Origin of the sequence: Microbacterium californiense, from assembly GCF_047246625.1 — a bacterium.
In the GTDB taxonomy this organism is placed as follows: Bacteria; Actinomycetota; Actinomycetes; order Actinomycetales; family Microbacteriaceae; genus Microbacterium.
Genome location: NZ_JBFOKQ010000001.1, coordinates 1,720,855 through 1,746,527 on the forward strand (window position 1 = coordinate 1,720,855; position 25,673 = coordinate 1,746,527).

The 25,673-nt window shown below is 70.9% G+C and carries 30 protein-coding genes; 16 read left to right on the forward strand and 14 right to left on the reverse strand.

The genetic code is table 11. From position 1 onward, the window contains the following. Window positions 1-30: 30 nt before the first annotated feature. Window positions 31-1,020: a LacI family DNA-binding transcriptional regulator gene (locus AB3M82_RS08150; protein WP_412956944.1), complete on the reverse strand. Its 990-nt coding sequence runs from the start codon at window positions 1,018-1,020 to the stop codon at window positions 31-33. Between the two features lie 124 nt (window positions 1,021-1,144). Between AB3M82_RS08150 and AB3M82_RS08155 the strand changes: the two genes are divergently transcribed. Then, window positions 1,145-2,077, forward strand: coding sequence for a DnaJ domain-containing protein (locus tag AB3M82_RS08155; RefSeq protein ID WP_412956945.1), 933 nt, complete (start codon window positions 1,145-1,147; stop codon window positions 2,075-2,077). 9 nt (window positions 2,078-2,086) lie between these two features. Here AB3M82_RS08155 and AB3M82_RS08160 read toward each other — a convergent pair whose 3' ends face one another. Continuing rightward, entirely contained in the window at window positions 2,087-2,731 is a 645-nt protein-coding gene (locus tag AB3M82_RS08160) for an IMPACT family protein (protein WP_412956947.1), read from the reverse strand. A gap of 175 nt (window positions 2,732-2,906) precedes the next feature. On the opposite strand from AB3M82_RS08160, the gene AB3M82_RS08165 reads away from it, so the two are divergent. After that, window positions 2,907-4,403 (forward strand): MATE family efflux transporter, encoded by a 1,497-nt coding sequence (locus AB3M82_RS08165; protein ID WP_412956948.1) that lies wholly within the window; start codon window positions 2,907-2,909, stop codon window positions 4,401-4,403. 135 nt (window positions 4,404-4,538) lie between these two features. Next, window positions 4,539-4,940, forward strand: a complete 402-nt coding sequence (locus tag AB3M82_RS08170; RefSeq protein ID WP_412956949.1) for a hypothetical protein — start codon at window positions 4,539-4,541, stop codon at window positions 4,938-4,940. 157 nt (window positions 4,941-5,097) lie between these two features. Here the strand turns inward: AB3M82_RS08170 and AB3M82_RS08175 are convergent, their stop codons facing one another. After that, window positions 5,098-5,613, reverse strand: coding sequence for an Lrp/AsnC family transcriptional regulator (locus AB3M82_RS08175; RefSeq protein WP_412956950.1), 516 nt, complete (start codon window positions 5,611-5,613; stop codon window positions 5,098-5,100). Window positions 5,614-5,726: 113 nt separating this feature from the next. On the opposite strand from AB3M82_RS08175, the gene AB3M82_RS08180 reads away from it, so the two are divergent. Then, complete coding sequence (locus tag AB3M82_RS08180; protein WP_412956952.1) at window positions 5,727-6,974, forward strand: trans-sulfuration enzyme family protein; 1,248 nt, start codon at window positions 5,727-5,729, stop codon at window positions 6,972-6,974. Window positions 6,975-7,012: 38 nt separating this feature from the next. On the opposite strand, the gene AB3M82_RS08185 is transcribed toward AB3M82_RS08180, so the two are convergent. After that, on the reverse strand, window positions 7,013-7,480 hold the full coding sequence (locus tag AB3M82_RS08185; RefSeq protein WP_412956953.1) for an acyl-CoA thioesterase: 468 nt from the start codon (window positions 7,478-7,480) through the stop codon (window positions 7,013-7,015). Window positions 7,481-7,612: 132 nt separating this feature from the next. On the opposite strand from AB3M82_RS08185, the gene AB3M82_RS08190 reads away from it, so the two are divergent. Further along, window positions 7,613-8,227: a ClpP family protease gene (locus AB3M82_RS08190; RefSeq protein ID WP_412956954.1), complete on the forward strand. Its 615-nt coding sequence runs from the start codon at window positions 7,613-7,615 to the stop codon at window positions 8,225-8,227. Then, window positions 8,224-8,889, forward strand: a complete 666-nt coding sequence (locus AB3M82_RS08195; protein ID WP_412956956.1) for a ClpP family protease — start codon at window positions 8,224-8,226, stop codon at window positions 8,887-8,889. Before AB3M82_RS08190 ends, AB3M82_RS08195 begins: the two co-directional genes overlap by 4 nt. 29 nt (window positions 8,890-8,918) lie before the next feature. Here the strand turns inward: AB3M82_RS08195 and AB3M82_RS08200 are convergent, their stop codons facing one another. The 4 genes from AB3M82_RS08200 to AB3M82_RS08215 form a co-directional block, all read right to left on the reverse strand. After that, window positions 8,919-9,245 (reverse strand): helix-turn-helix domain-containing protein, encoded by a 327-nt coding sequence (locus tag AB3M82_RS08200; protein WP_412956958.1) that lies wholly within the window; start codon window positions 9,243-9,245, stop codon window positions 8,919-8,921. A 171-nt stretch (window positions 9,246-9,416) separates the two neighbouring features. Continuing rightward, window positions 9,417-9,896 carry a MarR family winged helix-turn-helix transcriptional regulator gene (locus AB3M82_RS08205; RefSeq protein ID WP_412956959.1) on the reverse strand — a complete coding sequence of 160 codons (480 nt, stop codon included), beginning with the start codon at window positions 9,894-9,896 and terminating at the stop codon, window positions 9,417-9,419. Further along, window positions 9,896-10,555: a GTP cyclohydrolase II gene (locus AB3M82_RS08210; RefSeq protein WP_412956961.1), complete on the reverse strand. Its 660-nt coding sequence runs from the start codon at window positions 10,553-10,555 to the stop codon at window positions 9,896-9,898. The genes AB3M82_RS08205 and AB3M82_RS08210 overlap by 1 nt, the downstream gene beginning before the upstream one ends. Before the next feature lie 27 nt (window positions 10,556-10,582). Beyond that, window positions 10,583-11,470: a DMT family transporter gene (locus AB3M82_RS08215; protein WP_412956962.1), complete on the reverse strand. Its 888-nt coding sequence runs from the start codon at window positions 11,468-11,470 to the stop codon at window positions 10,583-10,585. A 123-nt stretch (window positions 11,471-11,593) separates the two neighbouring features. Here AB3M82_RS08215 and AB3M82_RS08220 point away from each other — a divergent pair, with 123 nt between their 5' ends. Then, window positions 11,594-12,433 (forward strand): sulfurtransferase, encoded by an 840-nt coding sequence (locus AB3M82_RS08220; protein ID WP_412956964.1) that lies wholly within the window; start codon window positions 11,594-11,596, stop codon window positions 12,431-12,433. 87 nt (window positions 12,434-12,520) lie between these two features. On the opposite strand, the gene AB3M82_RS08225 is transcribed toward AB3M82_RS08220, so the two are convergent. Then, window positions 12,521-13,351: a hypothetical protein gene (locus AB3M82_RS08225; RefSeq protein ID WP_412956966.1), complete on the reverse strand. Its 831-nt coding sequence runs from the start codon at window positions 13,349-13,351 to the stop codon at window positions 12,521-12,523. A 364-nt stretch (window positions 13,352-13,715) separates the two neighbouring features. Between AB3M82_RS08225 and AB3M82_RS08230 the strand changes: the two genes are divergently transcribed. The 3 genes from AB3M82_RS08230 to AB3M82_RS08240 all read left to right on the forward strand — a co-directional run bounded on the left by AB3M82_RS08230 (window position 13,716) and on the right by AB3M82_RS08240 (window position 16,169). Beyond that, complete coding sequence (locus tag AB3M82_RS08230; RefSeq protein ID WP_412956968.1) at window positions 13,716-14,348, forward strand: acyl-CoA synthetase; 633 nt, start codon at window positions 13,716-13,718, stop codon at window positions 14,346-14,348. Then, complete coding sequence (locus tag AB3M82_RS08235; protein ID WP_412956970.1) at window positions 14,345-14,707, forward strand: hypothetical protein; 363 nt, start codon at window positions 14,345-14,347, stop codon at window positions 14,705-14,707. Before AB3M82_RS08230 ends, AB3M82_RS08235 begins: the two co-directional genes overlap by 4 nt. Window positions 14,708-14,804: 97 nt before the next feature. Next, window positions 14,805-16,169 (forward strand): MFS transporter, encoded by a 1,365-nt coding sequence (locus tag AB3M82_RS08240; protein ID WP_412958023.1) that lies wholly within the window; start codon window positions 14,805-14,807, stop codon window positions 16,167-16,169. An 88-nt stretch (window positions 16,170-16,257) separates the two neighbouring features. Here AB3M82_RS08240 and purB read toward each other — a convergent pair whose 3' ends face one another. Continuing rightward, window positions 16,258-17,640, reverse strand: a complete 1,383-nt coding sequence (purB, locus tag AB3M82_RS08245; RefSeq protein WP_412958024.1) for an adenylosuccinate lyase — start codon at window positions 17,638-17,640, stop codon at window positions 16,258-16,260. Window positions 17,641-17,664: 24 nt separating this feature from the next. After that, on the reverse strand, window positions 17,665-18,186 hold the full coding sequence (locus tag AB3M82_RS08250; RefSeq protein ID WP_489672249.1) for a low molecular weight protein-tyrosine-phosphatase: 522 nt from the start codon (window positions 18,184-18,186) through the stop codon (window positions 17,665-17,667). 130 nt (window positions 18,187-18,316) lie between these two features. On the opposite strand from AB3M82_RS08250, the gene AB3M82_RS08255 reads away from it, so the two are divergent. Then, a complete protein-coding gene (locus AB3M82_RS08255) occupies window positions 18,317-18,580 on the forward strand; it encodes a hypothetical protein (RefSeq protein WP_412956972.1) in 264 nt (87 codons plus the stop codon). Then, window positions 18,577-19,968 (forward strand): hypothetical protein, encoded by a 1,392-nt coding sequence (locus tag AB3M82_RS08260; protein ID WP_412956974.1) that lies wholly within the window; start codon window positions 18,577-18,579, stop codon window positions 19,966-19,968. The genes AB3M82_RS08255 and AB3M82_RS08260 overlap by 4 nt, the downstream gene beginning before the upstream one ends. A 10-nt stretch (window positions 19,969-19,978) precedes the next feature. Here AB3M82_RS08260 and AB3M82_RS08265 read toward each other — a convergent pair whose 3' ends face one another. From AB3M82_RS08265 to AB3M82_RS08275, 3 genes are read right to left on the reverse strand one after another with little or no spacing between them, the layout of a single operon-like run. Continuing rightward, entirely contained in the window at window positions 19,979-20,386 is a 408-nt protein-coding gene (locus AB3M82_RS08265) for a phage holin family protein (protein ID WP_412956977.1), read from the reverse strand. A gap of 50 nt (window positions 20,387-20,436) precedes the next feature. Continuing rightward, entirely contained in the window at window positions 20,437-20,802 is a 366-nt protein-coding gene (locus tag AB3M82_RS08270) for a type II toxin-antitoxin system death-on-curing family toxin (protein WP_412956979.1), read from the reverse strand. Further along, window positions 20,799-21,005 (reverse strand): ribbon-helix-helix protein, CopG family, encoded by a 207-nt coding sequence (locus AB3M82_RS08275; protein ID WP_412956980.1) that lies wholly within the window; start codon window positions 21,003-21,005, stop codon window positions 20,799-20,801. The genes AB3M82_RS08270 and AB3M82_RS08275 overlap by 4 nt, the downstream gene beginning before the upstream one ends. 69 nt (window positions 21,006-21,074) lie before the next feature. Between AB3M82_RS08275 and AB3M82_RS08280 the strand changes: the two genes are divergently transcribed. From AB3M82_RS08280 to AB3M82_RS08295, 4 genes are read left to right on the forward strand one after another with little or no spacing between them, the layout of a single operon-like run. Continuing rightward, entirely contained in the window at window positions 21,075-22,157 is a 1,083-nt protein-coding gene (locus tag AB3M82_RS08280) for a histidinol-phosphate transaminase (RefSeq protein WP_412956983.1), read from the forward strand. A 27-nt stretch (window positions 22,158-22,184) separates the two neighbouring features. Continuing rightward, window positions 22,185-23,312, forward strand: coding sequence for a thiamine pyrophosphate-dependent dehydrogenase E1 component subunit alpha (locus AB3M82_RS08285; protein ID WP_412956985.1), 1,128 nt, complete (start codon window positions 22,185-22,187; stop codon window positions 23,310-23,312). Between the two features lie 11 nt (window positions 23,313-23,323). After that, a complete protein-coding gene (locus AB3M82_RS08290) occupies window positions 23,324-24,289 on the forward strand; it encodes an alpha-ketoacid dehydrogenase subunit beta (protein WP_412958026.1) in 966 nt (321 codons plus the stop codon). Between the two features lie 23 nt (window positions 24,290-24,312). After that, window positions 24,313-25,665 (forward strand): dihydrolipoamide acetyltransferase family protein, encoded by a 1,353-nt coding sequence (locus tag AB3M82_RS08295; RefSeq protein WP_412956987.1) that lies wholly within the window; start codon window positions 24,313-24,315, stop codon window positions 25,663-25,665. Window positions 25,666-25,673 lie beyond the last annotated feature (8 nt).

Genomic DNA, 25,673 nt, shown 5'->3' on the forward strand with positions numbered 1-25,673 from the left:
TCGGTGGTGCGGTTCTTGCGGGTCCTCGGGTCAGGCGGTGCTCGCGCGGAAGTGCACGACGTTGCAGTCGACGACCTCGGTGCGCGGGTCGGCGCCGAGCGAGACGTCGCGCAGGATGCGGGCGGCGGCGCGGCCCCGGGCGGCCGGGTCCGACGAGACGCTCGTCAGGGCGGGGGAGAGGTGGGCCGACAGGTGGTCGTCGTCGAAGCCCGAGATCGCGAGGTCCTCCGGGATGCGGAGTCCCCGAGCGCGGGCGAGCGAGAGTCCGGCGATCGCCATGGTGTCGTTCGAGTACAGGATCGCGGTCGGGCGCTCGGGCAGGTCGAGCAGCTGCGCGGTGAGGTCGCGCCCGCTCGCCGCCGTGAAGTCGCCCTCGCGCAGCAGCGCGTCGTCGCCCATCGCGTCGATGTACGCGTCGGCGCGAGCGCGGGAGTGCACGTAGTCGAGCGGGCCCGAGACGTGCGCGATGCGCTCGTGACCCCGGGTGCGCAGGTGGGCGATGATCTCGTGCACCGGGGCGGCGTCGTCGGTCCGCACGCACGAGAACGGCGACGGCTGCTCGTACGCTCCGACGAGCACGGTGGGCAGACCGAGCTCGTCGAGGAAGGGGACGCGCCAGTCGTCGTGACGCAGGTCGAGCAGCAGGGCGCCGTCGGCGCGGCCGTGCATGAGCGCCCGGTAGGCGCGCTCCTCGGCGGCGCGGTCGGGGACGACCTGCAGCAGCAGGGCCGTCTCGCTCTCGGCGAGCACCGACTCGACGCCGGCGATGAAGGCCGGGAAAAACGAGTCGTTCGCGATGACCTCGGGGTCGCGGGCCAGGACGACGGCGACGGCGTTCGCCCGCCGGGTGGCCAGGGCGCGCGCGCTCTGACTGGGCACCCATCCGAGGCGGTCGGCCGCGGCGAGCACCTTGGCGCGGGTGTCGTCGGAGATGGGCCGCTTGCCGCTGAGGGCGTGCGAGACCGTGGCCTTGGTCACGCCGGCCTCGCGCGCCACGTCGGCGATCGTCGTGCGACCCATGCCGCCTCCTCGGGGTATGGCAGCGAGTGTAAACCGGTTTGATAGCACTGTCAACGGTGTCGGGAACGGGGTCCCGGTGCCTGCCTTCAGGAAGCGGAGCGAGGGGCGCGGCTACGCTGGAGGGATGTTCGACAGCCCGCTCTCGGCCTCGGCGTACGAGGTCCTCGGGGTCGCTGCCGACATCGACGACGAGGCCCTGCGACGCGCGTACCGTCTGCGGCTGCGCGAGACGCATCCCGACACGGGCGGCGATGCCGCGGTGTTCATCCGGGTGCAGCACGCCTGGGAGCTGGTCGGCACGCCGGACGCCCGCTCGTCGTACGACCGTCGCCGCGGGGGAGACGGGGGCGACGCCTGGCGAGCCCCTGCCCGCTCCGCGAAGGACACGCGTCCGCGCCCCGCCTCGTACGGCGCTCCGGGTGCCTGGCGGCGGGCGCGCTACGTCGCGCTGCTGCAGGAGTGGGCGGGCCGCGACGTCGACGATCCGTACGCACCCGCCCTGGTGCACTCCGCGCCGCGGGCGCTCCGGCGGCTGCTCGCCGATGCTCTGGCCGAAGAGGCGACCGCGGATGCCGTGGCCGGCCTCGGCATGGGCTTCACGCTGTGGCACGGCATCCGTGTCGGCCTCCCGGCCGGCGGCGAGGCGCACGCAGACGAGGATGCCGTCGACCGGCTGGACCACATCGTGCTCGGCCCGTCGGGCCTGTTCGGGGTCATGTCGGCGGATTTCGGCGGGATCGTCGGGTTCCGGCGTGGCGAGATCACCGGACCGACTCTCGGTCACCGCGCTCCCGTCACCTCCCTGCTCGCGCAGATCCGGGCGGTGGCGCGGGCGACCGGGGTGCGCTTCAGCGGCGCGATCGTGGTGCTCCCGGACGACGACCTGTCGCTGGCCGCGACGCCGCTGGGCACCATCCGCGGACTGCCGGTGTTGGTGGTGCGGCGCAGCACGCTGCCGACCGTGCTCCGCGCGGGCATGCCCGGGTCGCGGCTGATCGGCGGCAACGAGCTGTTCGACATGCGCACCCGTCTGCGGCACGGCGTCCGCCTCAGCTGATCCCTCCCGTCAGGCGCGGACGTCGACGACGCGCTCGCCGCCCACCACCGGGATGACACCGCCGCCGGATGCCGAGGCGACGGCCTGCCGCAGATCGTCGAGCTCGGGGGCGGGCGCCCACACCTCGAGGGAGGCGAGTGCTCCGTACGAGGGTGATCCGAGTGTCGCGCCGTGGTGTCCCGCCCAATCGCGCAGGAGATTGTCGAAGCGTCCGGCATCCGCGTGGTCGACGTCGAGCCGCACCTGCGTGAGGGCCATCCGACGCACGAGCGCAGCGTGGTCGAGCGCCTCGGACACGGCGGTGGAGTAGGCGCGCACGAGCCCGCCGGCGCCGAGCTTCACGCCGCCGAAGTACCGGGTGACGACGGCGACGAGGTCGGTCAGCTCGCGTCGCCGCAGCACCTCCAGCATGGGCACCCCCGCGGTTCCCGAGGGCTCGCCGTCGTCGGACGACCGGGCCTGTTCGCCGCGCAGACCCGTCACCATCGCGGTGCAGTTGTGGGCGGCATCCCACGCGGTCTTGCGGATGCCGGCGATCACCGCCTCCGCCTCCTCGACGGAGCCGACCGGCTCGAGGTGGGTGAGGAACCGCGACTTCCGGATGACGAGCTCGTGGTCCACGGCCTCCGCGATCGTCGCCGGATACCTGCTCATCCGCCCACCCTATCCGCGCGTCCGAGGGCGCGGATGCTGCCGGCCTCGATGACGGGAACGGAAGACCCGAGAGGATTCGGATGCTGTCGCCGAAACGATTCGATAAACTGGGCGGGCAGCACTCCGCGGTGCCCATCCGACCCGATCCGAACTCCAGCCCTGCGAGCTCCCCTCCATGCCCACCTCCCTCACGACGGGCCGTCCTTGGCGCGTCATCCTGGCCTTCTCCGTCCCTCTCCTGCTCGGCAACATCGTGCAGCAGCTCTACCAGTTCGCCGATGCGATCGTCGTCGGGCGGCACCTCGGCGTGACGTCCCTCGCCGCGGTCGGCGCGACCGGCAGCCTGCTGTTCCTGCTGCTCGGTTTCGCCTGGGGGCTGACGAGCGGTTTCGCGATCCCCATCGCGCAGGCGTTCGGGGCGCGCGACGATGCCGGAGTGCGCCGCTCGGTCGCGACCGGAGTGGCGTTGAGCGGCGCGACCAGTGTCGTTCTCACGGTCGTGGCGCCGCTCATCGCCGGACCGATCCTCGCGCTGCTGCAGACGCCGCCCGAGCTGATGGCCGAGGCGACGACCTTCACCCAGATCAGCTTCCTGGGCGCCGGCGCGACGATGTTCTTCAACTACCTGTCGGCGATCATCCGCGCCATCGGCGACTCGCGCACCCCGCTCGTGTTCCTCACGATCTCGTGCGCGCTGAACGTCGGCCTCGTCATCCTCCTGGTCGGACCGCTGGACTGGGGCGTCGGCGGTGCTGCGCTCGCGACCGTCATCGCCCAGGCGGTCTCGGTGATCCTGTGTGTGGAATTCGTGCGCCGTCGCCTGCCGATGCTGCACCTGCACCGGGAGGACTGGCGGATCACCCGCGCCGACCTCGCCGATCACCTGCGCCTCGGTCTGCCGATGGGCTTCCAGGCGTCGATCATCGCGATCGGCACCCTGACGGTGCAGGTCGCGCTCAACACGCTGGGCGCGGAGGCGGTCGCCGCCTACACCACCGCCTCCCGCGTCGACAGTCTCGCCGTCGCGCTTCTCGCATCGCTCGGTCTCGCCGTCTCGATGTACACGGCGCAGAACCACGGCGGCCGCCGCCCCGACCGCATCCGCCGGGGTGTCGTGCAGGCCTGCTGGATGGCCGTCGGCTCGGCCGTCGTGCTGGGCGCCCTGCTCGTCGCCTTCGGCTCGATCATGGTCCGGGTGTTCGTGGGCGAGGGTTCCGACGAGGTCGTCCGGCTCGCCCATCTGATGCTCATCCTCAACGGCGCCGGCTACTGGGCACTGGGGCTCCTGTTCGTCCTCCGGGGCGCGCTGCAGGGACTCGGCCACACCCTCATCCCGACCGTGACCGGGGTGATCGAGCTCGTCGCGCGCGTCGTCGCGGCCATCGCGCTCGGCGCGTGGATCGGGTTCCCGGGCGTCGCGCTGAGCAACTCGCTGGCGTGGGTCGGCGCGATCCTGCTCCTCATCCCGGCATACGTCCGCGCCCATCGCGGGCTCGCGAAGCTCCCCGTGGCGCCCGCCGAAGCGACCGAGACCTCGGCGATGGCGATCGTGGGTCCGACCGACGGCTCCATGGTCGTCGACTCGGTCATCACCCAGTCGATCCCGGTCGCCCGCGCGTCGCGCCGGCGGCGGCTGACCCTCCGCGGCGTGCGGCGATCCGTCCGTCGCTGACCCGCGGGCGCGTCCCGACTTCCGGCGCGAATCCTCCCGGAGGATGACGACGATCAGGCGTGAGACGGATGGGGTTCGGCGTACGATTTCCTACTGTCGAGAGAGTGCGGAAGTTCCGCAGACCGGGGGGTCTTCATGACGACAGCAGGTATCGCCAGCGATCTGGCGGAAGTGATGGTTCCGATCGGCTGGGCGGGCGCGATCGTCGCCATCCTGTGCGCGATCGTGGCGGGGGTCGCGATCGTGCGCGGAGCCGGCGGGCTGAGCGGGGGAGCGGTCGGAGTGTGGATCCCGTTCGCGCTCCTCAGCCTCACCGCGTCGTTCGCGAACGAGTGGATGCCGCTGCTCGCCGCGGCCGGAGCGCTCGGCGCGATGCTCGTGTTCGGCGGGCTGATGCGGGCGGTCCTCGCGCTCCGGGGTCGACGGTCCGCGCGCGTTCCGACCGCGCCGACCGCGACCGCCCCGGTCACGGCATCCGTAACGGTGCGCCCGGCGGCGCCGTCGGTCGCGACGGGCACGATCGCCGTCGTCTCCTGACGCGGTCGCGTTCGCTCCCGTTGCGCGAACGGCTGCTCCGACGCGCGCGCTTCGTCTCCGGTCGCACGAACGGCTGCTCCGACGCGCGCTTCGCTTCCGGTCGCGCGAACGGCTGCTTCGCCGCGCGCTTCGCTTCCCGTCGCACGAACGGCTGCTCTCAGGGCTGGGAAGAGCCGTTCCTGCGACCGGAAGGCGCGGAGCGGGCCAGTAGACCGGCGCCGTCGCGCAGCTCGAACACGAGCTGTGTCTCGGTGCCGCGCACGATCGGGTGCGTGGTGATGTGCTCGAGCACGATGTCGCGGAGCGCCGTCGCGTCCTGCACCGCGACGTGCACGAGGAAGTCGTCGACTCCGGCGACGTGGAACACCTGCAGCACGCGCGGGATGCGCGCGAGCGCGTCGAACAGGGCGGTCACCTTCGGCCCCGTGTGATTCGCCAGGCGCACCTTGATGATCGCCTGGAGCGGGTAGCCGAGGGCCGCCTCGTCGACCCGGATGCGGGTGTCGCGGATGATCCCGCGCTCGCGCAGCGAACGCACGCGGTGCGCACAGGTCGATTCGGCGAGGTTCAGCCGTCGGGCGAGGGCCTTGTTCGTCAGCTCGGCGTCGCGGGTGAGCACGGCGAGCAGCTCGAGGTCGGTCTCGTCGAGCGCGGCGGGTTGCGGTTTGGCCAACGTGGCCTCCTTCCGGCGGTACCTCGTTGCTCAGAATAGCGATCTCGCTCCGCACGACGACGGATGCTGTCGATCGCGGGCGCTCGGGCTGCGATTCGGGCAACGTGGAAGGCATGAATGCGCCGCTGCATCCCGACACCGTCGCCGTCCACACCGGCCGGGGAGACCTCGCCGACCTCGGCGTCCACGCCCTCCCGATCGACCTCTCGACGACGAACCCGCTGCCGGACGTCGAGCGGGGCGGCGACGCGTACGAGGCGATGGCCACGGGCGGGCGTCCGCCGGCCGACGGCAGCATGGTCTACGCGCGGCTGTGGAACCCGACCGTCGCGCGCTTCGAGGAGGCGCTGGCCGAGCTGGAGCACGCCGAAGCCTCGGTCGCGTTCGGCTCGGGCATGGCGGCGATGACCGCCGTGATCCTCGCGCACACGCATGCCGCGGGCATGAGCCACGTAGTGGCGGTGCGCCCGCTGTACGGCGGCACCGACCATCTGCTCGGATCCGGGCTGCTCGGAGTCGAGACGACCTTCTGCGGTCCGGACGACGTGGCCGCGAGCATCCGCCCCGACACAGGACTCGTGGTGCTCGAGACGCCCGCCAACCCGACGCTCGAGCTCACCGACATCGCCGAGGTGGTCCGTCAGGCGGGAGCGGTGCCCGTCGTCGTCGACAACACCTTCGCGACGCCGGTGCTGCAGAACCCCCTCGGTCTCGGGGCCGCGATGTCGCTGCACAGCGCCACGAAGTACCTGGGCGGGCACGGCGACGTGATCGCCGGAGTCGTGGCCTGCGGAGAGGCGACCGCCGAGGCGCTGCGCCGCGTGCGCGCCGTCACGGGCGGCCTGCTGCATCCGCTCGGCGCCTACCTCCTGCACCGCGGGCTCACGACCCTGCCCGTGCGGATGCAGCGGCAGCAGGAGAGCGCGATGCGCATCGTGCAATGGCTGATCGACCGGCCCGAGGTCGCCGAGGTGTACTACCCCGGCCTCGACGGCGATCCGCACGGCATCGTCGCCCGGCAGATGCGGGGCACCGGCGCCATGATCTCGATGCGCCTGCGCGGAGGGTACGCCGCGGCATCCGCCGTCGCCTCCGCCACCTCGCTGTTCACGCACGCGGTCTCTCTCGGCGGGGTCGACTCGCTCATTCAGCATCCCGCCGCGCTCACCCACCGCCCGGTGCCGGCGGAGGCGCGACCGGCGGCCGACGTGCTGCGCCTGTCGATCGGGCTCGAGCACCCCGACGACCTCATCGCCGACCTCGCTGCGGCCTTCGCGACCCTCAAGACCGCCGCCGAGCCACCCCTTTCCGACCGACCCACCCCCTTGCGCGACGAGTCCAAGGGGGTGGTTCGCGCGTAAGGGGGTGGTTCGCGCGTAAGGGGGTGGGTCGCTGCGGCTCAGACCTTGGGCAGGCGGATGGTCTCGGTGCTGATCCGCTCGGTCGGCATCCGGTCACGGTTGTACGTGATGTCGGTGTAGCCGTGCGGCGTGGGGTGACCGTCCTCGTCGAGGCTCACGAACACGATCTTGTCGATCGTCAGGATGCGCTTGCGCGTGATCATGTTGCGGGCGACGGCGCGCATCGTCAGAGACGTACGGCCGAAGTGCGTGGCGGTGAGTCCGATCTCGATGAGATCGCCCTGCACGGCCGAGGCTTCGAAGGTGATCTCCGAGATGTGCTTCGTCACCGCGCGGTAGTTGCCCAGCTGCACGATCGCGTAGATCGCGGCCTCCTCGTCGATCCACTTGAGCAGGCTCCCGCCGAACAGTGAGCCGTTCGCGTTGAGGTCCTCCGGCCGCACCCACTTGCGCGTGCGGAAGTTGATGCCGTCTTCCGACCAGGTCGGTTCCTTCTGCGTCGCCATGCGTCGAGCGTAGACATCTCGTGAGTCGCGGGTGTTACGGGGTAGACACGCTCGGGGTCTGCTCTGCCCAGAGCGGATCGGCTGCCGGCAGAGAATGGCACGCGGCCGTCGCCGGAGGCGGATGCTGGGGGCATGAACGAAGAGAACCCCCTCCGGCAGTTCGGTCCCGAGGCCCGCCGGGCGCTGTTCCACGAGCGCGTGCTGGTGCTCGACGGTGCGCTCGACGACGACAACGGCACGCTGCTCATGACGCAGCTGCTCACGTTGTCGGCCGAAGACCCCGTCACCGACATCGCCCTCTGGATCCACTCGCCCGGCGGCTCCGTGCCGTCGATGCTCGCGATCCGCGACCTCCTGCGGCTGGTCCCGAACGACGTCTCCACCCTCGCTCTCGGACTCGCCTGCAGCGCCGGGCAGTTCCTGCTGTCGGCCGGAACGCCGGGCAAGAGGCGCGCGCTACCCCACGCCCGCATCCTCATGCACCAGGGCTCGGCCGGCATCGGCGGGTCGGCGGTCGAGATCGAGACCCAGGCCGACGACCTCCGACACATGCGCGACACGGTGCTGGGCCTCATCGCCGACGACACGGGCCAGCCTCGCGAGCGCATCTTCGAGGACTCGCTCCACGACCGCTGGTACACGGCCGAGCAGGCCAGGGACTACGGGTTCATCGACGAGATCGTGTCGTCGATGACCGACGTGATGCCGCGTCGCCGGGCGCGCGTCGGACTGGGGGCGGGCGCATGAGCAGCTACACGATCCCGAACGTCATCGCGCAGCATCCGCGCGGCGAACGCGTCATGGACGTCTACTCGCACCTGCTCGCCGAGCGCGTGATCTACCTGGGCACCGGCATCGACGCGGGCGTCGCCAATGCGCTCATCGCGCAGCTGCTGCACCTCGACGCCGACAGCCCCGAGAGCGGCATCCAGTTCTACATCCACAGCGAGGGCGGCGATCCCGGGGCGGCCCTCGCGATCTACGACACGATGCAGCACATCCGGCCCCGCATCGCGACGACCTGCGTCGGGCAGGCGATCGGACCGGCCGCGCTGCTGGTCGCCGCGGGAGCGCCGGGGGAGCGGGCGGCGCTGGCGCATGCGCGCATCGTGCTGCATCAGCCCGCCGCGCAGTCGCGGGGCGCGATCCCCGACCTGATCCTCGCGGCCGACGAGGTCGTGCGCGTGCGGGCCGACATGGAGGCCATCCTCGCCCGGCACAGCGGCCGCACCGTCGGTGAGCTGCGCGCCGACACCGACCGCGACCGCGTGTTCACGGCATCCGGCGCCCTCGCCTACGGCCTGATCGACACGGTGCTGGGCGAGCGCATCCCGGGTTCCCGAGTCCCGCCTCCGGTTCCCTCCTCCGGTTCCCGAGTCCCGCCTCCGGTTCCCTCCTCCGGTTCCTGAGCGAGGAGCGAAGCGACGAGACGAAGGGCTCAGGCCGCGAGGGCGAACCCCGCGGCGCGGGCGGATGCCGGGGCCGCCGTGCCGCGCAGCTCCCCGGCCACGGCGCTGGTGAGCTCGAGCAGGTTCGTGTCGAGCGCGCCCGCGATGGCCGCGATCATCTCGCTCGAGGGCTCCTTGCGACCGCGCTCGACCTCGGAGAGGTACTGCGGGGAGACGCCGGCCTTCTCGGCGGTCTCGGTGAGGGTCTCGGACCTGTCGTGCCGACGTCGGCGCAGCTGGTCTCCGAGCAGATGCCGCCACAGGGGCTCGGGGTGGTTCGCCGGCGCGGAGCGGGGGAACGGGACGATGTCAGCCATGCCTCACGGTATGCCGCGGGTCGGCCGCTCATCCATCGTTTCTGCTCAGAGCAGAACGCCTCGTCCGTCGCCGGTGCCGAGCCACCCCCTTCCCGCCGGGCCACCCCTTTGCGTCGAGCGCAGAAGAGGGTGGCTCGACGGAAGAGGGGTGGCTCGAACCCCGGGGCAGGGCTACAGCGCGTCGGTGACGCCCGGCAGCAGCTTCGTGAGGATGGACGACAGCTGCACTCGCTCCTCGGGGCTGAGCGGATCGAGCACCAGCTCCCGGATCTGCGCGACGTGCACGGGCGCGGCTTCGCGCAGCACCTCTCGCCCGGCGGGGGTCAGTGTCGCCGAGAGCGTGCGCTTGTCGGAGCCGCAGGCCGTGCGTTCCACCCAGCCGCGCTCCTCGAGGGAGTCAAGGGCATGGCTGAGGCGCGAGCGGCTGAGTCCGGCGATGCGCGCGAGCTCGGTCATGGTCTCCGCCCCGCCGCCCTGCCCGGCGAGCATGATGAGGATGGCGTAGCGGGCGTGGTTCAGGCCGACCTCGTCGCGCAGGCGCCGGTCGAGCACCTGCGGCAGCAGCTGCACGAAGCGGATCACGGGCAGCCAGTCGTCCATCTCGGCGTCGTCGAGACGCCGTGGATGCCGTCCCCCCGCCGCCTCGGCCATCACGCCGCCGAGAGGTCGAGCGTGTGGGCGGTGTGGTCGCGCTTCGCCTCGAGGTACCGGGTGTTGGCCTCGGAGAGGTGCACGGCGGTGGGGACGTGTGCGGTGACGCGGATGCCGAGGGCCTCGAGCTGTCGCGCCTTGTCGGGATTGTTGCTGAGCAGGCGGATGCCGTCCACTCCCGCCGCGGCCAGCATCTGCGCCGCGACCGTGTAGTCGCGCTCGTCCTCGCCGTGGCCGAGGGCGAGGTTGGCCTCGTAGGTGTCGAGCCCCGCGTCCTGGAGGGCGTACGCGTCGAGCTTGGCGTAGAGGCCGATGCCCCGGCCCTCCTGGCGCAGGTAGAGGAGGAAGCCGCCCTCCTCGGCGATGCGCTCGACGGCCTCGCGCAGCTGGGGACCGCAGTCGCAGCGTTCCGAGCCGAAGACGTCGCCGGTCAGGCATTCGCTGTGCGGGCGCACCAGCGGCGCTTCGCCACCCGCCGCCTGGCGGAGGAGCGCGCCCTGCCAATCGCCGAGGCCCAGCAGCAGGTGCTCGCGTCCGTCGACGAGTCCGTCGAAGGTGACCACGTCGGCCGTGGTGGAGTATCCGTCGGCGAAGCGCAGGGGCACTCGCACTCGCGTGCGCTCGGTCGCCGCCGGGACGACCGTTGAACTTTCAATCATGTGGGGTGCAACACTGCTCGCGCACGTCTATTCCCGACGCGACCGGCGCACGATCTTCAGTTCGCTCGCGAGGGTCCCGAGCACCACGAGGGCGCCGCCGACGAGGGCAAGCACGGGAAGACGCTCGCCGGCGATGCGGCCGACGATGCCCGCCCACACGGGCTCGCCGGCGTAGATGATGGTCGCGCGCGTGGGAGACACCGACTTCTGCGCCCAGTTCATCGTGAGCTGGATGAGGCAGCTGGCCACGCCCAGGCCGACCGCGCAGCCGACCCAGATCCACGAGAATTCGGGGACGCCCTCGCCCACGATCGGCATGGTCAGCAGACCGAGGATGCCGGCGGTGAGCAGCTGCACGACCGTGATGCGCCCCAGGTCGATCCGCCCTGCGAAGACGCTGATGAGGATGATCTCGGCGGCGATGGGCAGCGTGCTGATCATGGTGGCGATCTCTCCCGAGCCGAGGGTGAGGGAGAACGCGTCCGGACCGGCGATGAGGAGCAGGCCGACGAAGGCCAGTCCCGCCCCGACGAACGCCATCGCGGGCGGGCGCTTGCGGAACACGGCCCACTGCGCGAGGGGCACCAGCGGCACGTACATCGCGGTGATGAAGGCCGAGGTGCTCGACTCGATCGTCTGCAGACCGACCGTCTGCAAGCCGTAGCCGAGGTGGATCATCACCCCGATCGCGGCACCGGCGCCGACGTCGCGCCAGCGGATGCCGCGCAGCACCCGCCGGAACACGACCACGCTGATCAGCCCGGCTATGAGGAACCGCAGGCCCACGAAGAACCAGGGGCCGGAGTGCTCCATCGCCCAGTGCACCAGCAGGAAGGTGCTGCCCCAGACGGCGGTGATCGCGATCAGCGCGGCTTCCTGGCGGCTGAAGCGGATCCAGCGGAGACGGGTGGGCATCGCGGCCCTTTCTCGTCGCCTGCCGCATCGAGCCTACTGCGGCGCGCGGCCGGCATCCGACGCCGTGAGACGAACCGTGTCGGCGGGGATCGGATGCCGTCTGCGACTGGGTAGCCTCGCACCATGAGCAACTTCTTGAGCGCGGAGGAACTGGGCGATCTGCAGGAGCAGGGCGCTCCCGTCCGGGTGATCGACGTGCGCTGGCGCCTCGATCGGCCCGACGGACGCGCGGAGTACCGGCAGGGCCACGTGCCGGGTGCCGTCTACGTGCCGCTCGACACCGAGCTGTCCAGCCACGGCGCCCCCTCCGACGGGCGTCACCCGCTTCCGTCGACCGAGACTCTGCAGGCGGCCGTGCGCCGCTGGGGGGTGAATGAGGGCGACCTCGTCGTCGCCTACGACGATTTCCGAGGCCTGGCCGCCGCCCGGGCGTGGTGGCTCCTGCGCCAGGCGGGGATCGATGCGCGCGTGCTCGACGGCGGGATCGCGGGATGGATCGCGACCGGCCGTCGGGTCGACACCGACGACGTCACGCCCGAACCGGGCGATGCCGTGCTGCAGGAGATCGGGGCGGACGCGCTGTCGATCGATGAGGCGGCTGCCTTCCCGGCATCCGGCGTGCTTCTCGACGTGCGCGCTCCGGAGCGCTACCGCGGCGAGACCGAACCGCTCGACCCCGCGGCCGGTCACATCCCGGGCGCCGTGAACCTGCCCACCATGCTGCACCTCGACGCCGAGGGGCGGCTGCTCGACCCCGCGACGATCCGCGAGACCTTGGCCGACGTCGGCGTGCAGGAGGGGACTCCGGTGGCTGCGTACTGCGGCTCCGGGGTGACCGCGGCGCATACGGCCCTCGTGCTCGACGAGGTGGGGATCGCCGCGAAGGTCTTCCCCGGCTCCTGGAGCCAGTGGTCGAACACCCCGGGCCGCCCCGTGGCGACCGGCGACGCCCCCGGTTCCTGAGCACACCCCCGGTTCCTGAGCGACGAGCGGAGCGAGGAGACGAAGGGCGCTCGCTCAGGAACCACGGAGCGAGGAGACGTACGGCGATCACGCCCTGTCGCCGTACCCCCAGCGCAGCACCAGCGCCCCGGGGCCGAACGCCCGGCGCACCAGGTGCACCGACGTCCCGCCGCGCAGGGAGATCGGTGCGGCGGTCATGCCGTGAGGCGTGTCGACCCGTTCCTCCAGCCAGTCCGGCACGGCGTCGGGGTGGAAGCGGGTCCAGATGAGCAGTTCGCGGCATTGCCGGGCGACCGCGTGGCCCGTCTCCCGCGTCGGCGGGTAGTCCTCCGGGTACGACACCGACCACTCGACGACGGCGGTCTGCGGCGCGGTGAGTGGGGCGTCGAGCTCGAACAGCATCCCGTGCACCTCGCCGTCCGGGTGCGAGTAGAGCGCGCCCCGGCGACCGCCGGAGTCGACGCGGAAAGTCGGGGGCGGAGTGCGCACGCCGGGCGTCAGCTCGAGGAACGGGATCGCGGTGATCGTCCCGATCGTCGACTGCACGATGCTGCGGATCTGCGTGCCGCAGACGTTGCCGTGCGCGTCGACGTCGGTCACCGAGTGGGTCGTGAGCTCGCGGGACGTGTCGGGGTACTCGGCTCCGAGCGCCGCGAACGCGTCGCGCACGGACCGCTCGATCACGTGCTGTTCGAGCGGGAAGAGGTTCGGTCCGAGCGGGCCGGTGCGGTGCGACGAGCCCAGGAGTCCGGTCAGCGTCCCCGGCGGAAGACCCAGGAGTTCCTCGATGTCGACCAGCGCCGCGATCGACTGGGCGCCCTCCGGTCTACGGGCGCCTGAGCGCCAGTAGCTGAGCGTCGCGAGCGACACCCGGTTGCCGCGCGCACGCAGTCGGGCCTGCACCCAGGAGAGCGTCACGCGCCGCGCATTGACCGCGTCTCGGAAGGCGTCCGCGAACTCGCGACCCGCTTCCGGAGATCCGTCTCTTCTCATCACAGACCCCCTCAGGTATGTGAAACACGGCCCTTTACAGTGAGCATACGACCGCACGATGGCATCACGGGGGATCGGATGCCGAGGCGGAGCAACGGTGCTTCACGCAGGAAGGGTGCCCGGCCTGGGCGAGACACCGGCGCAGCGAGGGGCACCTCGTGCTGCGTTAATCGCGGGACCCGGCGATCGATCTGGGGAGATCGGCCGGGCCCCGCGAACAGCACGGTCGGCTGGCGCGTGTGCCCCCGCGTAGACTGGGGGGAACACCCCCGGAGGACTCTGGATCGTCATGTCTGCCCCTGCCCGCGCTCTCACCGTGCGCCACGTGCAACTGCTGCGCGCGCTGTTCGCCGCGGCCGCCGCCGTCATGATCACTTTCTCGTCCGACCACTCCGCTGCCGTGGGACTGTCGGTCTTCAGCGGCTTCGTCTTCGTGACGGCCTTCGTGCTGCTGCTCGCCGTGTGGCTGGTGATCCCCGCGGCATCGCGCTGGCCGTACGTGGTGCTGGGCCTCCTCGGCTTCGCCGCGGGCATGGTCACTGGTATCCCGGACTGGCGCACGAACGACCTGTTCTTCCTCGTCGTGTCGTCGTGGGCGCTCGTGACCGGAGCGGTCGAGCTGCTCGCCGGCATCCGTGCCCGCCGTACGAACGATCCGACGGCGCGGGATGCGATCACGATCGGCGCCTTCGGCATCCTCCTCGGCATCCTGCTGCTGGTGATCCCGGCGGGATTCACCCACCAGTACACGATCGACGAGGCCGGCACGTTCGAGCTCACCGGCATCATCCTCGGCGTGGGGATGTTCGGCGGCTACGCGGCCCTGGTCGCGGTGTTCCTCGGCATCGCCGGGCTCACCCCGAGGAAGGCGGATGCCGTCGCCGACGAGCCCGCGACGATCGAGAGCGGAGACGTGCGATGAGCGACCAGAAGCCGAGCCGGCGCGACATCCTGCGTCCCCTGCACCTCCTGGCCATCGCGCTGGGCTGCGGGGTCTTCGCGACGGTCGTCACCCTGGTCTCGACGGGGGCGTTCACGCTGCGGGTCAACACGGCGATCGCGAACGGCACCTACGAGGGCATGACACCGGTGGCTCTGGGCCTGGTCGTGGGCGGCGGCGTCTTCATCGTGACGCTCCTCCTGCTCGCGATGCTGATGCTCGCGGTCGACCCGGCCGACGTGACGAAGACCGTCGACCGTCCGGTGCTGTACGACCCCGAGGCCGAGAAGGCCGCTGATCCGCGCGAGCAGCGCAAGGGTCCGGCCGACGGCGTGGAATAGACCCGGGGCCCGACGGCTTGACCCTGTGGTGAGTACCCCCATCGACCGTGCCGCCATCGGACTCCGCTCGGAGCGCGGTCCCGTCCTCGGAGCGCTCATGCTCGCGACGGGACTCATCGCCATCGACGCGACGATCCTCGCGACCGCCGTGCCGAGCATCGTCCGCGATCTCGGCAGCTATCAGCAGTTCCCGTGGCTGTTCTCGGTGTACCTGCTCGCCCAGGCCGTGAGCGTGCCGATATACTCCCGCTTCGCCGACACGGTGGGGCGCAAGCCCATCATCCTGCTCGGCATCGCCCTGTTCCTGCTCGGCTCCATCCTGTGCGGGCTGGCGTGGAGCATGCCGGCCCTGATCGCGTTCCGCGTCGTGCAGGGGCTCGGGGCGGGCGCCGTCGCCCCGATGTCGATGACGATCGTCGGCGACATCTACACGGTCGCCGAGCGCGCCAAGGTGCAGGGCTACATCGCGAGCGTGTGGGCGATCTCGTCGGTGGTCGGACCGGCGCTGGGCGGCCTGTTCGCCCAGCTCGACGCCTGGCGATGGATCTTCTTCGTCAACATCCCGCTGTGCGTCGTCGCCGGGTGGATGCTGCTGCGCCGGTATCACGAGGAGAAGCAGACCCAGCGGCACCGCATCGACTACGCCGGAGCCGTGCTGCTCACCGTCGGCCTGACCGGTCTGATCCTCGGCATGCTGGAGGGCGGGAACGCCTGGGACTGGATCTCGCTGCCCAGTGCGGTCTGTTTCGGGCTCGGAGTGCTGGCGCTCGCGGCCTTCGTCGCGGTCGAGCGCCGGGCAGCCGAGCCGATCGTCGACCTGCGCCTCGCGTCGCGCCGCCTGATCCTCACGACCACGATCGTCTCGCTGGGCATCGGCGCCCTCATGACCGGCATCACCAGCTTCGCCCCCGCATACCTCGAGGGGTCGATCGGCATCGCGCCGCTGCTCTCGGGTCTCGCCGTGGCCGCCCTGACGCTCGGCTGGCCCATCGCCGCGGCCAACGCCGGACGGCTGTACCTGCGCATCGGGTTCCGCCGCACGGCCCTCATCGGCATGGGCATCACGACCGCGGCCGCCGTCGCCCTCGCCATCGCCTCGCCCTGGCCCAGCCCGTTCACGATCGCGGCGATCGCTTTCGTGCTCGGATTCGGGCTCGGCTGGAGCGCCGCCCCCACCCTGATCGCGGCGCAGGCCTCGGTCGGGTGGGGCGAGCGAGGCGCCGTCACCGGTATGAACGCGTTCGCCCGCTCCGCCGGGAGCGCGGTCGGAGTCGCGATCTTCGGCGCCATCTCGAACGCGGTGATCGCGCAGGGCGCCGGGCCCGACGACCCCGCCACGATCATCGACGCCTCGGTCTGGGTGTTCGTGGGCGCCGCGATCACCGCCGTCCTCACGCTCGTCGCCGCCGTCTTCATGCCGAAGGACCGCGTCGAGGAGCACTCCGGCGAACCGCGGGACTGACGGGCCGCGGACGGTCGGGAACCGGCGCCGCACGCAGAAACGCACCCCCGCGCGCGGCGTGGAGGTGCGTTCCGGGTGATCCGGAGGATCAGCGGGCGAGGCGCTCCGCGATGCCCGTGTAGCTCGCGGGCGTGAGCGCGAGCAGGCGCTGCTTGGCCGCATCGCCGATCTCCAGGCCCTGCACGAACTCGGCCAGCTCCGCGCCGCCGACGCGGTGCCCGCGCGTGAGCTCCTTGAGCAGTGCGTAGGGGTCGGTGATGCTCGAGCGCCCGGCGACGACCTCGGCCCGGATGACGGTCTGGATCGCCTCGGCGAGCACCTCCCAGTTGCCGTCGAGGTCGGTGAGGAGCACGTCGCGCGAGAGCGAGATCTCGGTCAGTCCGCGGCGCAGGTTGTCCAGGGCGAGCAGCGAGTGCCCGAACGCGACGCCGATGTTGCGCTGCGTGGTCGAGTCGGTGAGATCGCGCTGCAGGCGGCTGGTCACGAGGGTCTGCGAGAGCGAGCCGAGCAGTGCGCCCGAGAGCTCGAGGTTCGCCTCGGCGTTCTCGAACCGGATCGGGTTGATCTTGTGCGGCATCGTCGACGAGCCCGTCGCGCCCGCGACCGGGATCTGCGCGAAGTAGCCGAGCGAGATGTAGGTCCAGATGTCGGTGGCGAGATTGTGCAGGATGCCGCCCGCGTGACGCACCCGGTCGTACAGCTCGACCTGCCAGTCGTGCGACTCGATCTGGGTCGTGAGGATGTTGAACCCGAGGCCCAGGCCCTCGACGTACTCCCGTGCGATGGTCGGCCAGTCGGCGTCGGGGTCGGCCGCGAGGTGCGCGGACCAGGTGCCGGTCGCGCCCGAGAACTTCGCCAGGTAGTCGGATGCCGCGATCTGACCGCGCACGCGCTCCAGACGCCACGCGAACACGGCGATCTCCTTGCCCATGGTCGACGGCGTCGCCGGCTGGCCGTGGGTGCGCGACAGCATGGGGGCGTCGGCGTGCTCGACGGCGAGCTCGCGGAGCTTCGCGATGACGGCATCCAGCGCGGGCAGCCAGACCGACTCGACCGCGCGCTTGACCGTGAGCGCGTACGACACGGAGTTGATGTCCTCGCTCGTGCAGGCGAAGTGCGTGAGCTCCGCGATCGCGTCGAGGCCGAGGGCCGAGAGGCGATCGCGCACGAGGTACTCGATGGCCTTGACGTCGTGGCGGGTGACGGCTTCCTTCTCGGCGAGCCAGTCGATCTCGTCCTGTCCGAAGTCGCGGTACAGCGCGCGAAGGCGGTCCTTGTCGGCGTCGCTGAGCGGCGACGTCTCGAAGAGAGAGCGGTCGGTGAGGGCGATGAGCCACTCGACCTCGACCTCGACCCGTGCGCGGTTGAGCCCGGCCTCCGAGAGGAAGTCGGCGAGCCCGGTGACGGCGCTGCGGTAGCGGCCGTCGAGCGGGCTCAGCGGCTGGGGCGGGAGCGAAGGCTGGAAAGTCAGGGGAGTCCTCCTGATCGGGCCCCGTCAGATGCGGGACGTGCGGGGCAGGCGAAGGGCGGGTTCGAGCTGGCGGAACAGGCCCCGAGTCGCCTTCTCGATCATACCCAGCACCGAATCGAACATCTCGGGCCCGGCGTAGTACGGGTCGGGGACGTCGTGCGTCGACGCCTCCGGGTCGAACCCGAGCAGGAGGGTGACCTTGCCCTCCTCGTCCTCGTCACGGGCCCATTCGCGAAGGATGCGCTCGTGGGTGCGGTCCAGCGCGACAACCAGGTCGTTCTCGGCGAAGGATGCCGTCGTGAACTGCCGTGCGCGGTGCTGTTCGCCGTCGTATCCGCGACGGGCGAGGGCGTCGAGCGTGCGGTGGTCGGCGCGTTCGCCGAGGTGCCAGTCGCCGGTGCCGGCGCTGCGGGAGACGATGCGGGGGCCGAGTCCCTGGTGCGCCGCGAGATCTCGGAATACGACCTCGGCCATGGGTGACCGGCAGATGTTGCCCGTGCAGACGAAGATCACACGAAAGGGATCCGGGGCAGTCACAGATCCCATTGTGCCGCTCCGGGGCGGCGCTGCACAGTCCGGGGTCACTGATCCTCCACCTCCGCCCGAATGCGGGAACGTTGCACCGTTCGTGCCGGCACGTCCGCGCACTTGGGGCCGCCGTCGCCATCCTCGATCCATGCACTCCTCCTTCCCCAGCGATCACTGGACTTCCGACGACTATTGGGCCTGGCAGCAGGCGGGCCTCGCGATCGGCGCAGCGGTCGACTGCGCCGTGACCGCCTCCGCCGTCCTCGCACCGCTCCCCGAACAGACGGACTGGCAGTCCGACGGCCTCCGCGCGCTGCTCGGTGTGCTCGGCGCCTATCGGAGCCGCACCTCTCTGACGCTGTCCGAGCTCAGCTCGTGCGAGAGCGCCTGGCGGGCGGTGCCGTCAGCATGAGCGACGACCTCGAGATCCGCTACGGCGGGGCTATCTCGGTCGACACCGAGGTGCTCCGCGACGTGGGGAGGAAGGTGGCGAGCGTCGCCCACTCGCTGTCCGACGCCTGGGGCAAGGCGAGTACGGCGCACACCCTGCTGTCCTTCTCGTCCGCCTGCCGGGACTGGCCGAGTCTCCCCACCCTCGGCGTGGCGGTGATGCATGTCGAGGGCCTGCGCGAAGACCTCGAGAGCACCGCGGCGGCCGTCCTCCTCATGGCCGACGCCTACGAGGTCGTCGAGCTCCGGGCGCAGGCGACCGCTCTCGCGACCGAGGACAGCGCCGCGGCGGCCGAGCTGCTCCGCCGCGCGGACCGCATCGCGGCCTCGGATGAGCGGATCGAGACGATCGTCGACGGTCTCGTGGAAGAGTGGGACTCCGGCCGGTTCGAGGGTCTCGACGACCAGTTCGACGGCAACGGTGCATGGGAGCACCTGTTTTTCACGGGAGTCGTCCTCGGACGGCTCTCCGGGCGCGGCGTGGTGAGGCCGGGAGCTCCCTTCACCGGCGTCGCCGACCCCGTCTCGGTTCGCGAGGTCGCCACGTCGAGGCCGAGTGGACCTCCGGGATCCCTTCCGGAGGCGCTGAGCCGTTTCGCGAAGTCCGAGGGCGCGCAGGTGAGGGTCGAGCGCTATGCGATGCCCGACGGCACCAGCCGGTTCGTGACCTATGTGAAGGGCACGCAGTCCGCGCTGTACGGCGGGGCGGAGCCGTGGGACATGAAGTCGAACGCCGAGATGTACATGGGGCAGCGGTCGGCGTCGCACCAGGCCACCGTCAACGCCCTCCAGGCGGCGGGCGCGAAGCCGGGCGACCGGGTCGACATCGTCGCCCACTCGCAGGCGGGGATGATCGCGGCCGAACTCGCCATGAACAGCCCGTTCGAGGTCGGCGCGCAGATCACCGCGGGCAGTCCCGTCGAGCCCACGCTCGACGACGACCAGCTGCTCGTCCAGCTCCGGCACAGCGATGACATCGTGTCGTCGCTGGCTCAGGGCGGATCCCCGGGCGGCACCGGCTCTCCCGACAGCTTCACCGCCACCGACGTCGGAGACCCCGCCCCGGGCATCCAGGATCTCTGGCTGAAGACGCACACGCTCGAGTCGTACATCGAGACGGCGGAGGAGGTGGAGGCCTCCGGGGATCCCCGCCTCGACGCGCTCGCCGATCTGTGGGACGAGTTGGGCACGGCTGAGGAGATCGTGGCCACCGAGTATCACGCCGAGCGGATCGATCCGCTGCCCGCCGACTGCCCTCCCGAGACGCCATCCGTGAAGAACGCACCCGATGCCGGCGGTGCGCCGAGCGCCCCGACGAGGGGCGACGACTCTGCGGCGCCGCGTGCCTAGGCGACGCGCCTCAGTCGCGGCGGCGGGAGCGCTTGCTCTGCGGGCGCAGGATGAATCCGAAGATGCCGTTGATGATCGAGATCACCAGTGCGGCCACGACGCCCCACCAGAAGTGCTCGACGCGCAGGCCCCAGTCGAGGCCGCTCGTGAACCAGGCCGTGAGCCAGAGCAGGAAGCCGTTGATGACGAAGCCGATGAGCCCGAAGGTGAGGATGTACAGCGGGAAGGCGAGCACCTTCACGATCGTGCCGATGATCGTGTTCACCAGCGCGAAGATCGCGCCGACCGCGAGCAGCGTCAGCACGAGCTGCAGGGTCTCCCCGGGAGGGAACGCGATGACGCTCACCTGCAAGACGGGGATCAGCGTGACGACCCACAGGGAGAAGGCGTTGACGACGACTCTGATGATGAAGCGCATGATGCGCCCAGTCTGACACGGCCGCCGCGCGTTGTCAGGGATGAGCGGCACTACGACCGACGGTGGGCGCGCAGTGCATCCGAGATCTCCGCCAGGTCGGCATCGCTCTGCGCAGTGCGGAGGATGAGCGCGAAGGCCGCCTCGGTGGGCATGTCGATGACAACGCCGTTCATCTCGAGGAATGTCAGTGTCAAGACCCAAGAGAATCTCTTGTTCCCATCGAAGAGGGGATGATTCTGGCTGAGGGAGGAGAGGAGGGCCGCGGCCTTCGTCTCCAGCAGGGGGTATGCCTCCACCCCGAACATGGAGCTCGCCGGACGGGCTAGTGCTGACGAGAGCAGGCCCACGTCACGGATGTGCAGCCCGAGGGCATCGAGGACTGCGATCGCATGCGGAAGCTCGATGAAGCGGGTCACGCGTCTTCGAGCTTCTTCAAGAGCTCGGCGTAGCGGTCGGCGACGCCCAGAGCGGTTGTCACCGCCTCCTCAGCGGTTATCTCCTCACGAAGAAAGCGGCTGGCGGCTTCGATGATGAGGGCATGCTTCGAGGTATGCCGCCGCGCGGCCAGCACAGCGAACTGAGAGTCGAGCTCTTCGGGGAGTCGCACGGTCATGGCCATACCAAAATGATACCACCGGCCTCGCCGGAAGACCCCACACGGAATACCGGCGCTCGTAGACTCGACCTCGTGACCGACCCGATCCTCCCGCGCATCCGCCCCGCCATCGCCGCGCTCGCGCCGTACCGCCAGGGCAAGCAGGCGGGGCCCGACGCCTTCAAGCTGTCGAGCAACGAGAACCCGTTCGAGCCCCTGCCCTCGGTCGTCGAGGCGCTGCAGGGCACGACTCCCATCAACCGCTATCCCGACGCGACGGCGGCACGGCTGCGCGCTCGTCTCGGCGCGCGCTACGGCGTGAGCGCCGACGAGGTGCACGTCGCCGCCGGGAGCGTCTCGATCCTGCACCAGCTCATCCTCGCCACGGCCTCGGTCGCCGACGAGGTGGTCTTCGCCTGGCGGTCGTTCGAGGCGTACCCGAGCCTTCCCCTGGTCGCGGGCGCCACGGGCGTGCAGGTTCCGCTCACCTCCGACGCGCGTCACGACCTCGACGCGATGGCGGATGCCGTCACCGATCGCACCCGGGCCATCATCGTCTGCACCCCCAACAACCCCACCGGTCCGATCATCACGAGCGACGAGTTCGCCGCCTTCGTCGAGCGGGTGCCGTCCGACATCCTGATCATCCTCGACGAGGCGTACGCCGAGTTCGTCAGCGCTCCCGACGCGGTCGACGGTCTCGCCGAGCGCATCTTCGAGCGGCACCCCAACGTCGTGGTGCTGCGCACGTTCTCCAAGGCCTACGGCCTGGCCGGACTCCGCGTCGGCTACGCCATCGGGCACGAGAAGGTCCTCGACGCGGCCCGCACCACGGGCGTCCCGCTCTCGGTGACCTCGGCCGCCGAGAACGCCGCGATGGCCAGCCTCGACGCCGAGACCGAGCTGCTGGAGCGCGTCGCGGAGATCGTCGAACGCCGCACGCGGCTCCGCGACGGACTCCGCGCGCAGGGGTGGGACGTGCCCGACGCCCAGGGCAACTTCGTCTGGCTGCCCACTGGCGACCGCACCGACGAGATCGCCGCCGCCTTCGTCGCCGGCGACATCGTGGTCCGTCCGTTCTCCGGCGACGGCATCCGCATATCCGTCGGGGAGCATGAGTCCGTGGACAAGGTCCTAGAGGTTTCGGAATCCGTTGTACGGACCCTCCATCCCTGACGAGGGAACCTCGGATAGCGTGGAACGGTGAGCTCGCCAGAGAACGAAATCGTCCGCGTCCTGGAAGCGGACGGCCGATTCGCCCCCACTCCCGCTGCTGAGCGCTACCTCTCGCTGATCGAGACGATCAGCGACGCCGAACTCGAGCAGTTCTACCGCGACATGGTCGTCATCCGCGCCATCGACGCCCAGGCCACGAACCTGCAGCGGCAGGGGCAGCTGGCCCTGTGGCCGCCGAGCCGCGGCCAGGAGGCGGCCCAGGTCGGCTCCGGGCGGGCGGCCCGCGCGCAGGACACGATCTTCCCCTCGTACCGTGAGCACGTGGTCACGCGCATCCGCGGCGTCGATCCGCTCGACATCATCAAGCTCATGCGCGGCGTCTCGCACGGCGGGTGGGACCCGACCGACCCGAAGAACGGGAACACCCGTCTCTACACGCTCGTGCTCGGCTCCCAGACGCTCCACGCGGCGGGCTACGCGATGGGGCTCTCCTTCGACGGCCGCTCGGGCAGCGGCGACGTCGACCGCGACGAGGCCGTCATCGTCTACTACGGCGACGGAGCGTCCAGCCAGGGCGACGTGCACGAGGCCATGGTCTTCGCCGCGAGCTACCAGGCCCCGACGGTCTTCTTCCTGCAGAACAACCACTGGGCCATCTCGGTGCCGGTCACGACGCAGTCGCGTGTGCCGCTCGTGCAGCGCAGCGCCGGCTACGGCATCCCCAGCGTCCGCGTCGACGGCAACGACGTCCTCGCCAGCTACGCCGTCTCCCGCGTCGCGCTCGATGAGGCACGCGCCGGTCAGGGCCCGCGCGCGATCGAGGCGGTGACCTACCGGCTGGGTGCGCACACGACGAGCGACGACCCCACGAAGTACCGCGGCAACGACGAGGAGGAGTCGTGGGCGCAGCGTGACCCGATCACCCGTATGCGCGCCTTCCTCGAGAACCGCGGCGCGTCGGCATCCTTCTTCGACGACGTGGATGCCGAGGGCGCGGATGCCGCGGAGGACCTCCGTTCCCGCACCGTCGAGCTCGGCCCGCCGCCCGTGAGCCGCATGTTCGACCACGTCTACAGCGAACCGCATCCTCTGATCGCCGAGCAGAAGGCGTGGCTCGCCCGCTACGAGGCGTCGTTCGAAGGAGGCGCGCAGTGACCCTCGAGACGATGCCGTTCAGCAGGGCTCTGAACGCCGGCCTCCGCAAGGCGATGGAGGACGACCCGAAGGTCCTGCTCATGGGCGAGGACATCGGCAAGCTCGGCGGCGTGTTCCGCGTGACCGAGCACCTGCAGCGCGACTTCGGCGACCGGCGGGTGCTCGACACCCCGCTCGCCGAGTCGGGGATCGTGGGAACCGCGATCGGCCTGGCGATGACCGGCTTCCGCCCGGTCGTCGAGATCCAGTTCGACGGATTCGTGTTCCCCGCGTTCGACCAGATCACCACGCAGCTCGCGAAGCTCACCAACCGGCACGAGGGCGCGCTGAGCCTGCCGATCGTGATCCGCATCCCGTACGGCGGGCACATCGGCGCGGTCGAGCACCACCAGGAGAGCCCGGAGGCGTACTTCGCGCACACGCCGGGTCTGCGGGTGGTGTCGCCGTCGACGCCGAACGACGCGTACTGGATGATCCAGGAGGCCATCGCCTCGAACGACCCCGTCATCTTCATGGAGCCCAAGAGCCGGTACTGGCCCAAGGGCGAGGTCGAGCTCGACGCCTCCGCGCTGCCGCTGCACGCCTCGCGCGTCGTGCGCACCGGGTCGGACGTCACGCTCGTCGGCCACGGCGCGATGGTGACGACGCTGCTGCAGGCGGCGGCGCTCGCCGAGTCGGAGGGCACCAGCTGCGAGGTCGTCGACCTGCGCTCGCTGTCGCCGATCGACTACGAGCCCATCCTCGCCTCGGTGCGCAAGACCGGCCGCATGGTCTACGCCCAGGAGGCGCAGGGCTTCGCGAGCGTCGGCAGCGAGGTCGCCGCGACCGTCATGGAGCGCGCCTTCTACGCGCTCGAGGCGCCGGTGCTGCGCGTCTCGGGCTTCGACACCCCGTTCCCGCCCGCGAAGCTCGAGGGCGCCTTCCTCCCGGATGCCGACCGCATCCTCGAGGCCGTCGACCGTTCCCTGGCCTACTGACCGTCGTCCCGAGAGGACCGCAGATGAGCACGCAGAACTTCACCCTCCCGGATGTCGGCGAGGGACTGACCGAGGCCGAGATCGTCGCCTGGAAGGTCGCCCCGGGCGACGCCGTCGCGATCAACGACGTGATCTGCGAGATCGAGACCGCGAAGTCCCTGGTCGAGCTGCCGTCCCCGCATGCGGGTATCGTCGGCGAGCTGCTGGTCGCCGAGGGTGCGACGGTGGAGGTCGGCACCCCGATCATCACGTTCGTGTCGGATGCTCGCGATGACGCCGGTCCCGGCAAGATCGTCACAGCTGAGGCGCCCGCCCCGGAAGAGGGCGGAGGGTCGGTGCTCGTCGGCTACGGCACGGGCGGGGGAGCGACCTCGCGGCGCAAGCGCCCGGCCGAGCGTCCCGTGCGCTCCTCGGTGGGCGTGATCGCGAAGCCGCCGATCCGCAAGCTCGCCCGCGACCTCGGCGTCGACCTCACCGCCGTCACCCCGAGCGGGGCCGACGGCGAGGTCACGCGTGACGACGTGATGAAGCACGCCTCCCAGGCGAGCGTCTTCCGCAACATCGAGACCCCGGACTGGGGCGCCGTGCGCGAGGAGACCCTGCCGGTGACCGCGCCCGCAGCCGTCGGCGTGGCCCGCGGCCTGGCGCCGTCCGCGGCATCCGCCTCCGACGACGACCGCACCGAGTCGATCCCGGTCAAGGGCGTGCGCAAGGCGACCTCTTCGGCGATGGTGCAGAGCGCGTACTCGGCCCCGCACGTGACCGTGTGGAAAGACGTCGACGCGACCCGCACGATGGAGCTCGTCAAGCGCCTCAAGGCCGCGCCCGAGTACGCCGACATCAAGGTGTCCCCGCTGCTGATCGTGGCCCGCGCCGTGATCTGGGCGGTTCGCCGCACCCCGATGATCAACGCCGCGTGGATCGAGACCGAGAACGGCGCCGAGATTGCCGTGCGGCACTACGTGAACCTCGGCATCGCCGCGGCCACCCCGCGCGGTCTGCTCGTGCCGAACATCAAGGACGCGCAGGACCTCGGCATGAAGGACCTCGCCCGGGCGCTCAACCGCCTGACGCTCACGGCCCGCGAGGGCAAGACCACGCCGGCCGACCAGCAGGGTGGCACGTTCACGATCACCAACATCGGCGTGTTCGGGATGGATGCCGGTACCCCGATCATCAACCCCGGCCAGGCCGGCATCCTCGCGATGGGCACGATCAGCCAGAAGCCGTGGGTCGTCGACGGCGAGGTGCGCCCGCGCTGGGTGACCACGGTGGCCGGCTCGTTCGACCACCGCGTCGTCGACGGCGACGCCATGAGCCGCTTTATCGCGGACGTGGCATCCGTGCTCGAGGAGCCTGCGCTGCTCGTCGACTGACCCGTCCT

Bases quoted from the DNA above. Each gene is read 5' to 3' on its own strand.
- AB3M82_RS08155 (WP_412956945.1), top strand. From the start codon at position 1,145: ATGTTCGACAGCCCGCTCTCGGCCTCGGCGTACGAGGTCCTCGGGGTC.
- AB3M82_RS08210 (WP_412956961.1), bottom strand. From the start codon at position 10,555: ATGATTGAAAGTTCAACGGTCGTCCCGGCGGCGACCGAGCGCACGCGA.
- AB3M82_RS08275 (WP_412956980.1), bottom strand. From the start codon at position 21,005: ATGGCCATGACCGTGCGACTCCCCGAAGAGCTCGACTCTCAGTTCGCT.
- AB3M82_RS08180 (WP_412956952.1), top strand. From the start codon at position 5,727: ATGAATGCGCCGCTGCATCCCGACACCGTCGCCGTCCACACCGGCCGG.
- AB3M82_RS08240 (WP_412958023.1), top strand. From the start codon at position 14,805: ATGCTCGCGACGGGACTCATCGCCATCGACGCGACGATCCTCGCGACC.
- AB3M82_RS08170 (WP_412956949.1), top strand. From the start codon at position 4,539: ATGACGACAGCAGGTATCGCCAGCGATCTGGCGGAAGTGATGGTTCCG.
- AB3M82_RS08190 (WP_412956954.1), top strand. From the start codon at position 7,613: ATGAACGAAGAGAACCCCCTCCGGCAGTTCGGTCCCGAGGCCCGCCGG.
- AB3M82_RS08185 (WP_412956953.1), bottom strand. From the start codon at position 7,480: ATGGCGACGCAGAAGGAACCGACCTGGTCGGAAGACGGCATCAACTTC.
- AB3M82_RS08205 (WP_412956959.1), bottom strand. From the start codon at position 9,896: ATGGCCGAGGCGGCGGGGGGACGGCATCCACGGCGTCTCGACGACGCC.
- AB3M82_RS08290 (WP_412958026.1), top strand. From the start codon at position 23,324: ATGCCGTTCAGCAGGGCTCTGAACGCCGGCCTCCGCAAGGCGATGGAG.
- AB3M82_RS08260 (WP_412956974.1), top strand. From the start codon at position 18,577: ATGAGCGACGACCTCGAGATCCGCTACGGCGGGGCTATCTCGGTCGAC.
- AB3M82_RS08220 (WP_412956964.1), top strand. From the start codon at position 11,594: ATGAGCAACTTCTTGAGCGCGGAGGAACTGGGCGATCTGCAGGAGCAG.
- AB3M82_RS08255 (WP_412956972.1), top strand. From the start codon at position 18,317: ATGCACTCCTCCTTCCCCAGCGATCACTGGACTTCCGACGACTATTGG.
- AB3M82_RS08200 (WP_412956958.1), bottom strand. From the start codon at position 9,245: ATGGCTGACATCGTCCCGTTCCCCCGCTCCGCGCCGGCGAACCACCCC.
- AB3M82_RS08250 (WP_489672249.1), bottom strand. From the start codon at position 18,186: ATGGGATCTGTGACTGCCCCGGATCCCTTTCGTGTGATCTTCGTCTGC.
- AB3M82_RS08295 (WP_412956987.1), top strand. From the start codon at position 24,313: ATGAGCACGCAGAACTTCACCCTCCCGGATGTCGGCGAGGGACTGACC.
- AB3M82_RS08195 (WP_412956956.1), top strand. From the start codon at position 8,224: ATGAGCAGCTACACGATCCCGAACGTCATCGCGCAGCATCCGCGCGGC.
- AB3M82_RS08160 (WP_412956947.1), bottom strand. From the start codon at position 2,731: ATGAGCAGGTATCCGGCGACGATCGCGGAGGCCGTGGACCACGAGCTC.
- AB3M82_RS08265 (WP_412956977.1), bottom strand. From the start codon at position 20,386: ATGCGCTTCATCATCAGAGTCGTCGTCAACGCCTTCTCCCTGTGGGTC.
- AB3M82_RS08150 (WP_412956944.1), bottom strand. From the start codon at position 1,020: ATGGGTCGCACGACGATCGCCGACGTGGCGCGCGAGGCCGGCGTGACC.
- AB3M82_RS08215 (WP_412956962.1), bottom strand. From the start codon at position 11,470: ATGCCCACCCGTCTCCGCTGGATCCGCTTCAGCCGCCAGGAAGCCGCG.
- AB3M82_RS08235 (WP_412956970.1), top strand. From the start codon at position 14,345: ATGAGCGACCAGAAGCCGAGCCGGCGCGACATCCTGCGTCCCCTGCAC.
- AB3M82_RS08230 (WP_412956968.1), top strand. From the start codon at position 13,716: ATGTCTGCCCCTGCCCGCGCTCTCACCGTGCGCCACGTGCAACTGCTG.
- AB3M82_RS08165 (WP_412956948.1), top strand. From the start codon at position 2,907: ATGCCCACCTCCCTCACGACGGGCCGTCCTTGGCGCGTCATCCTGGCC.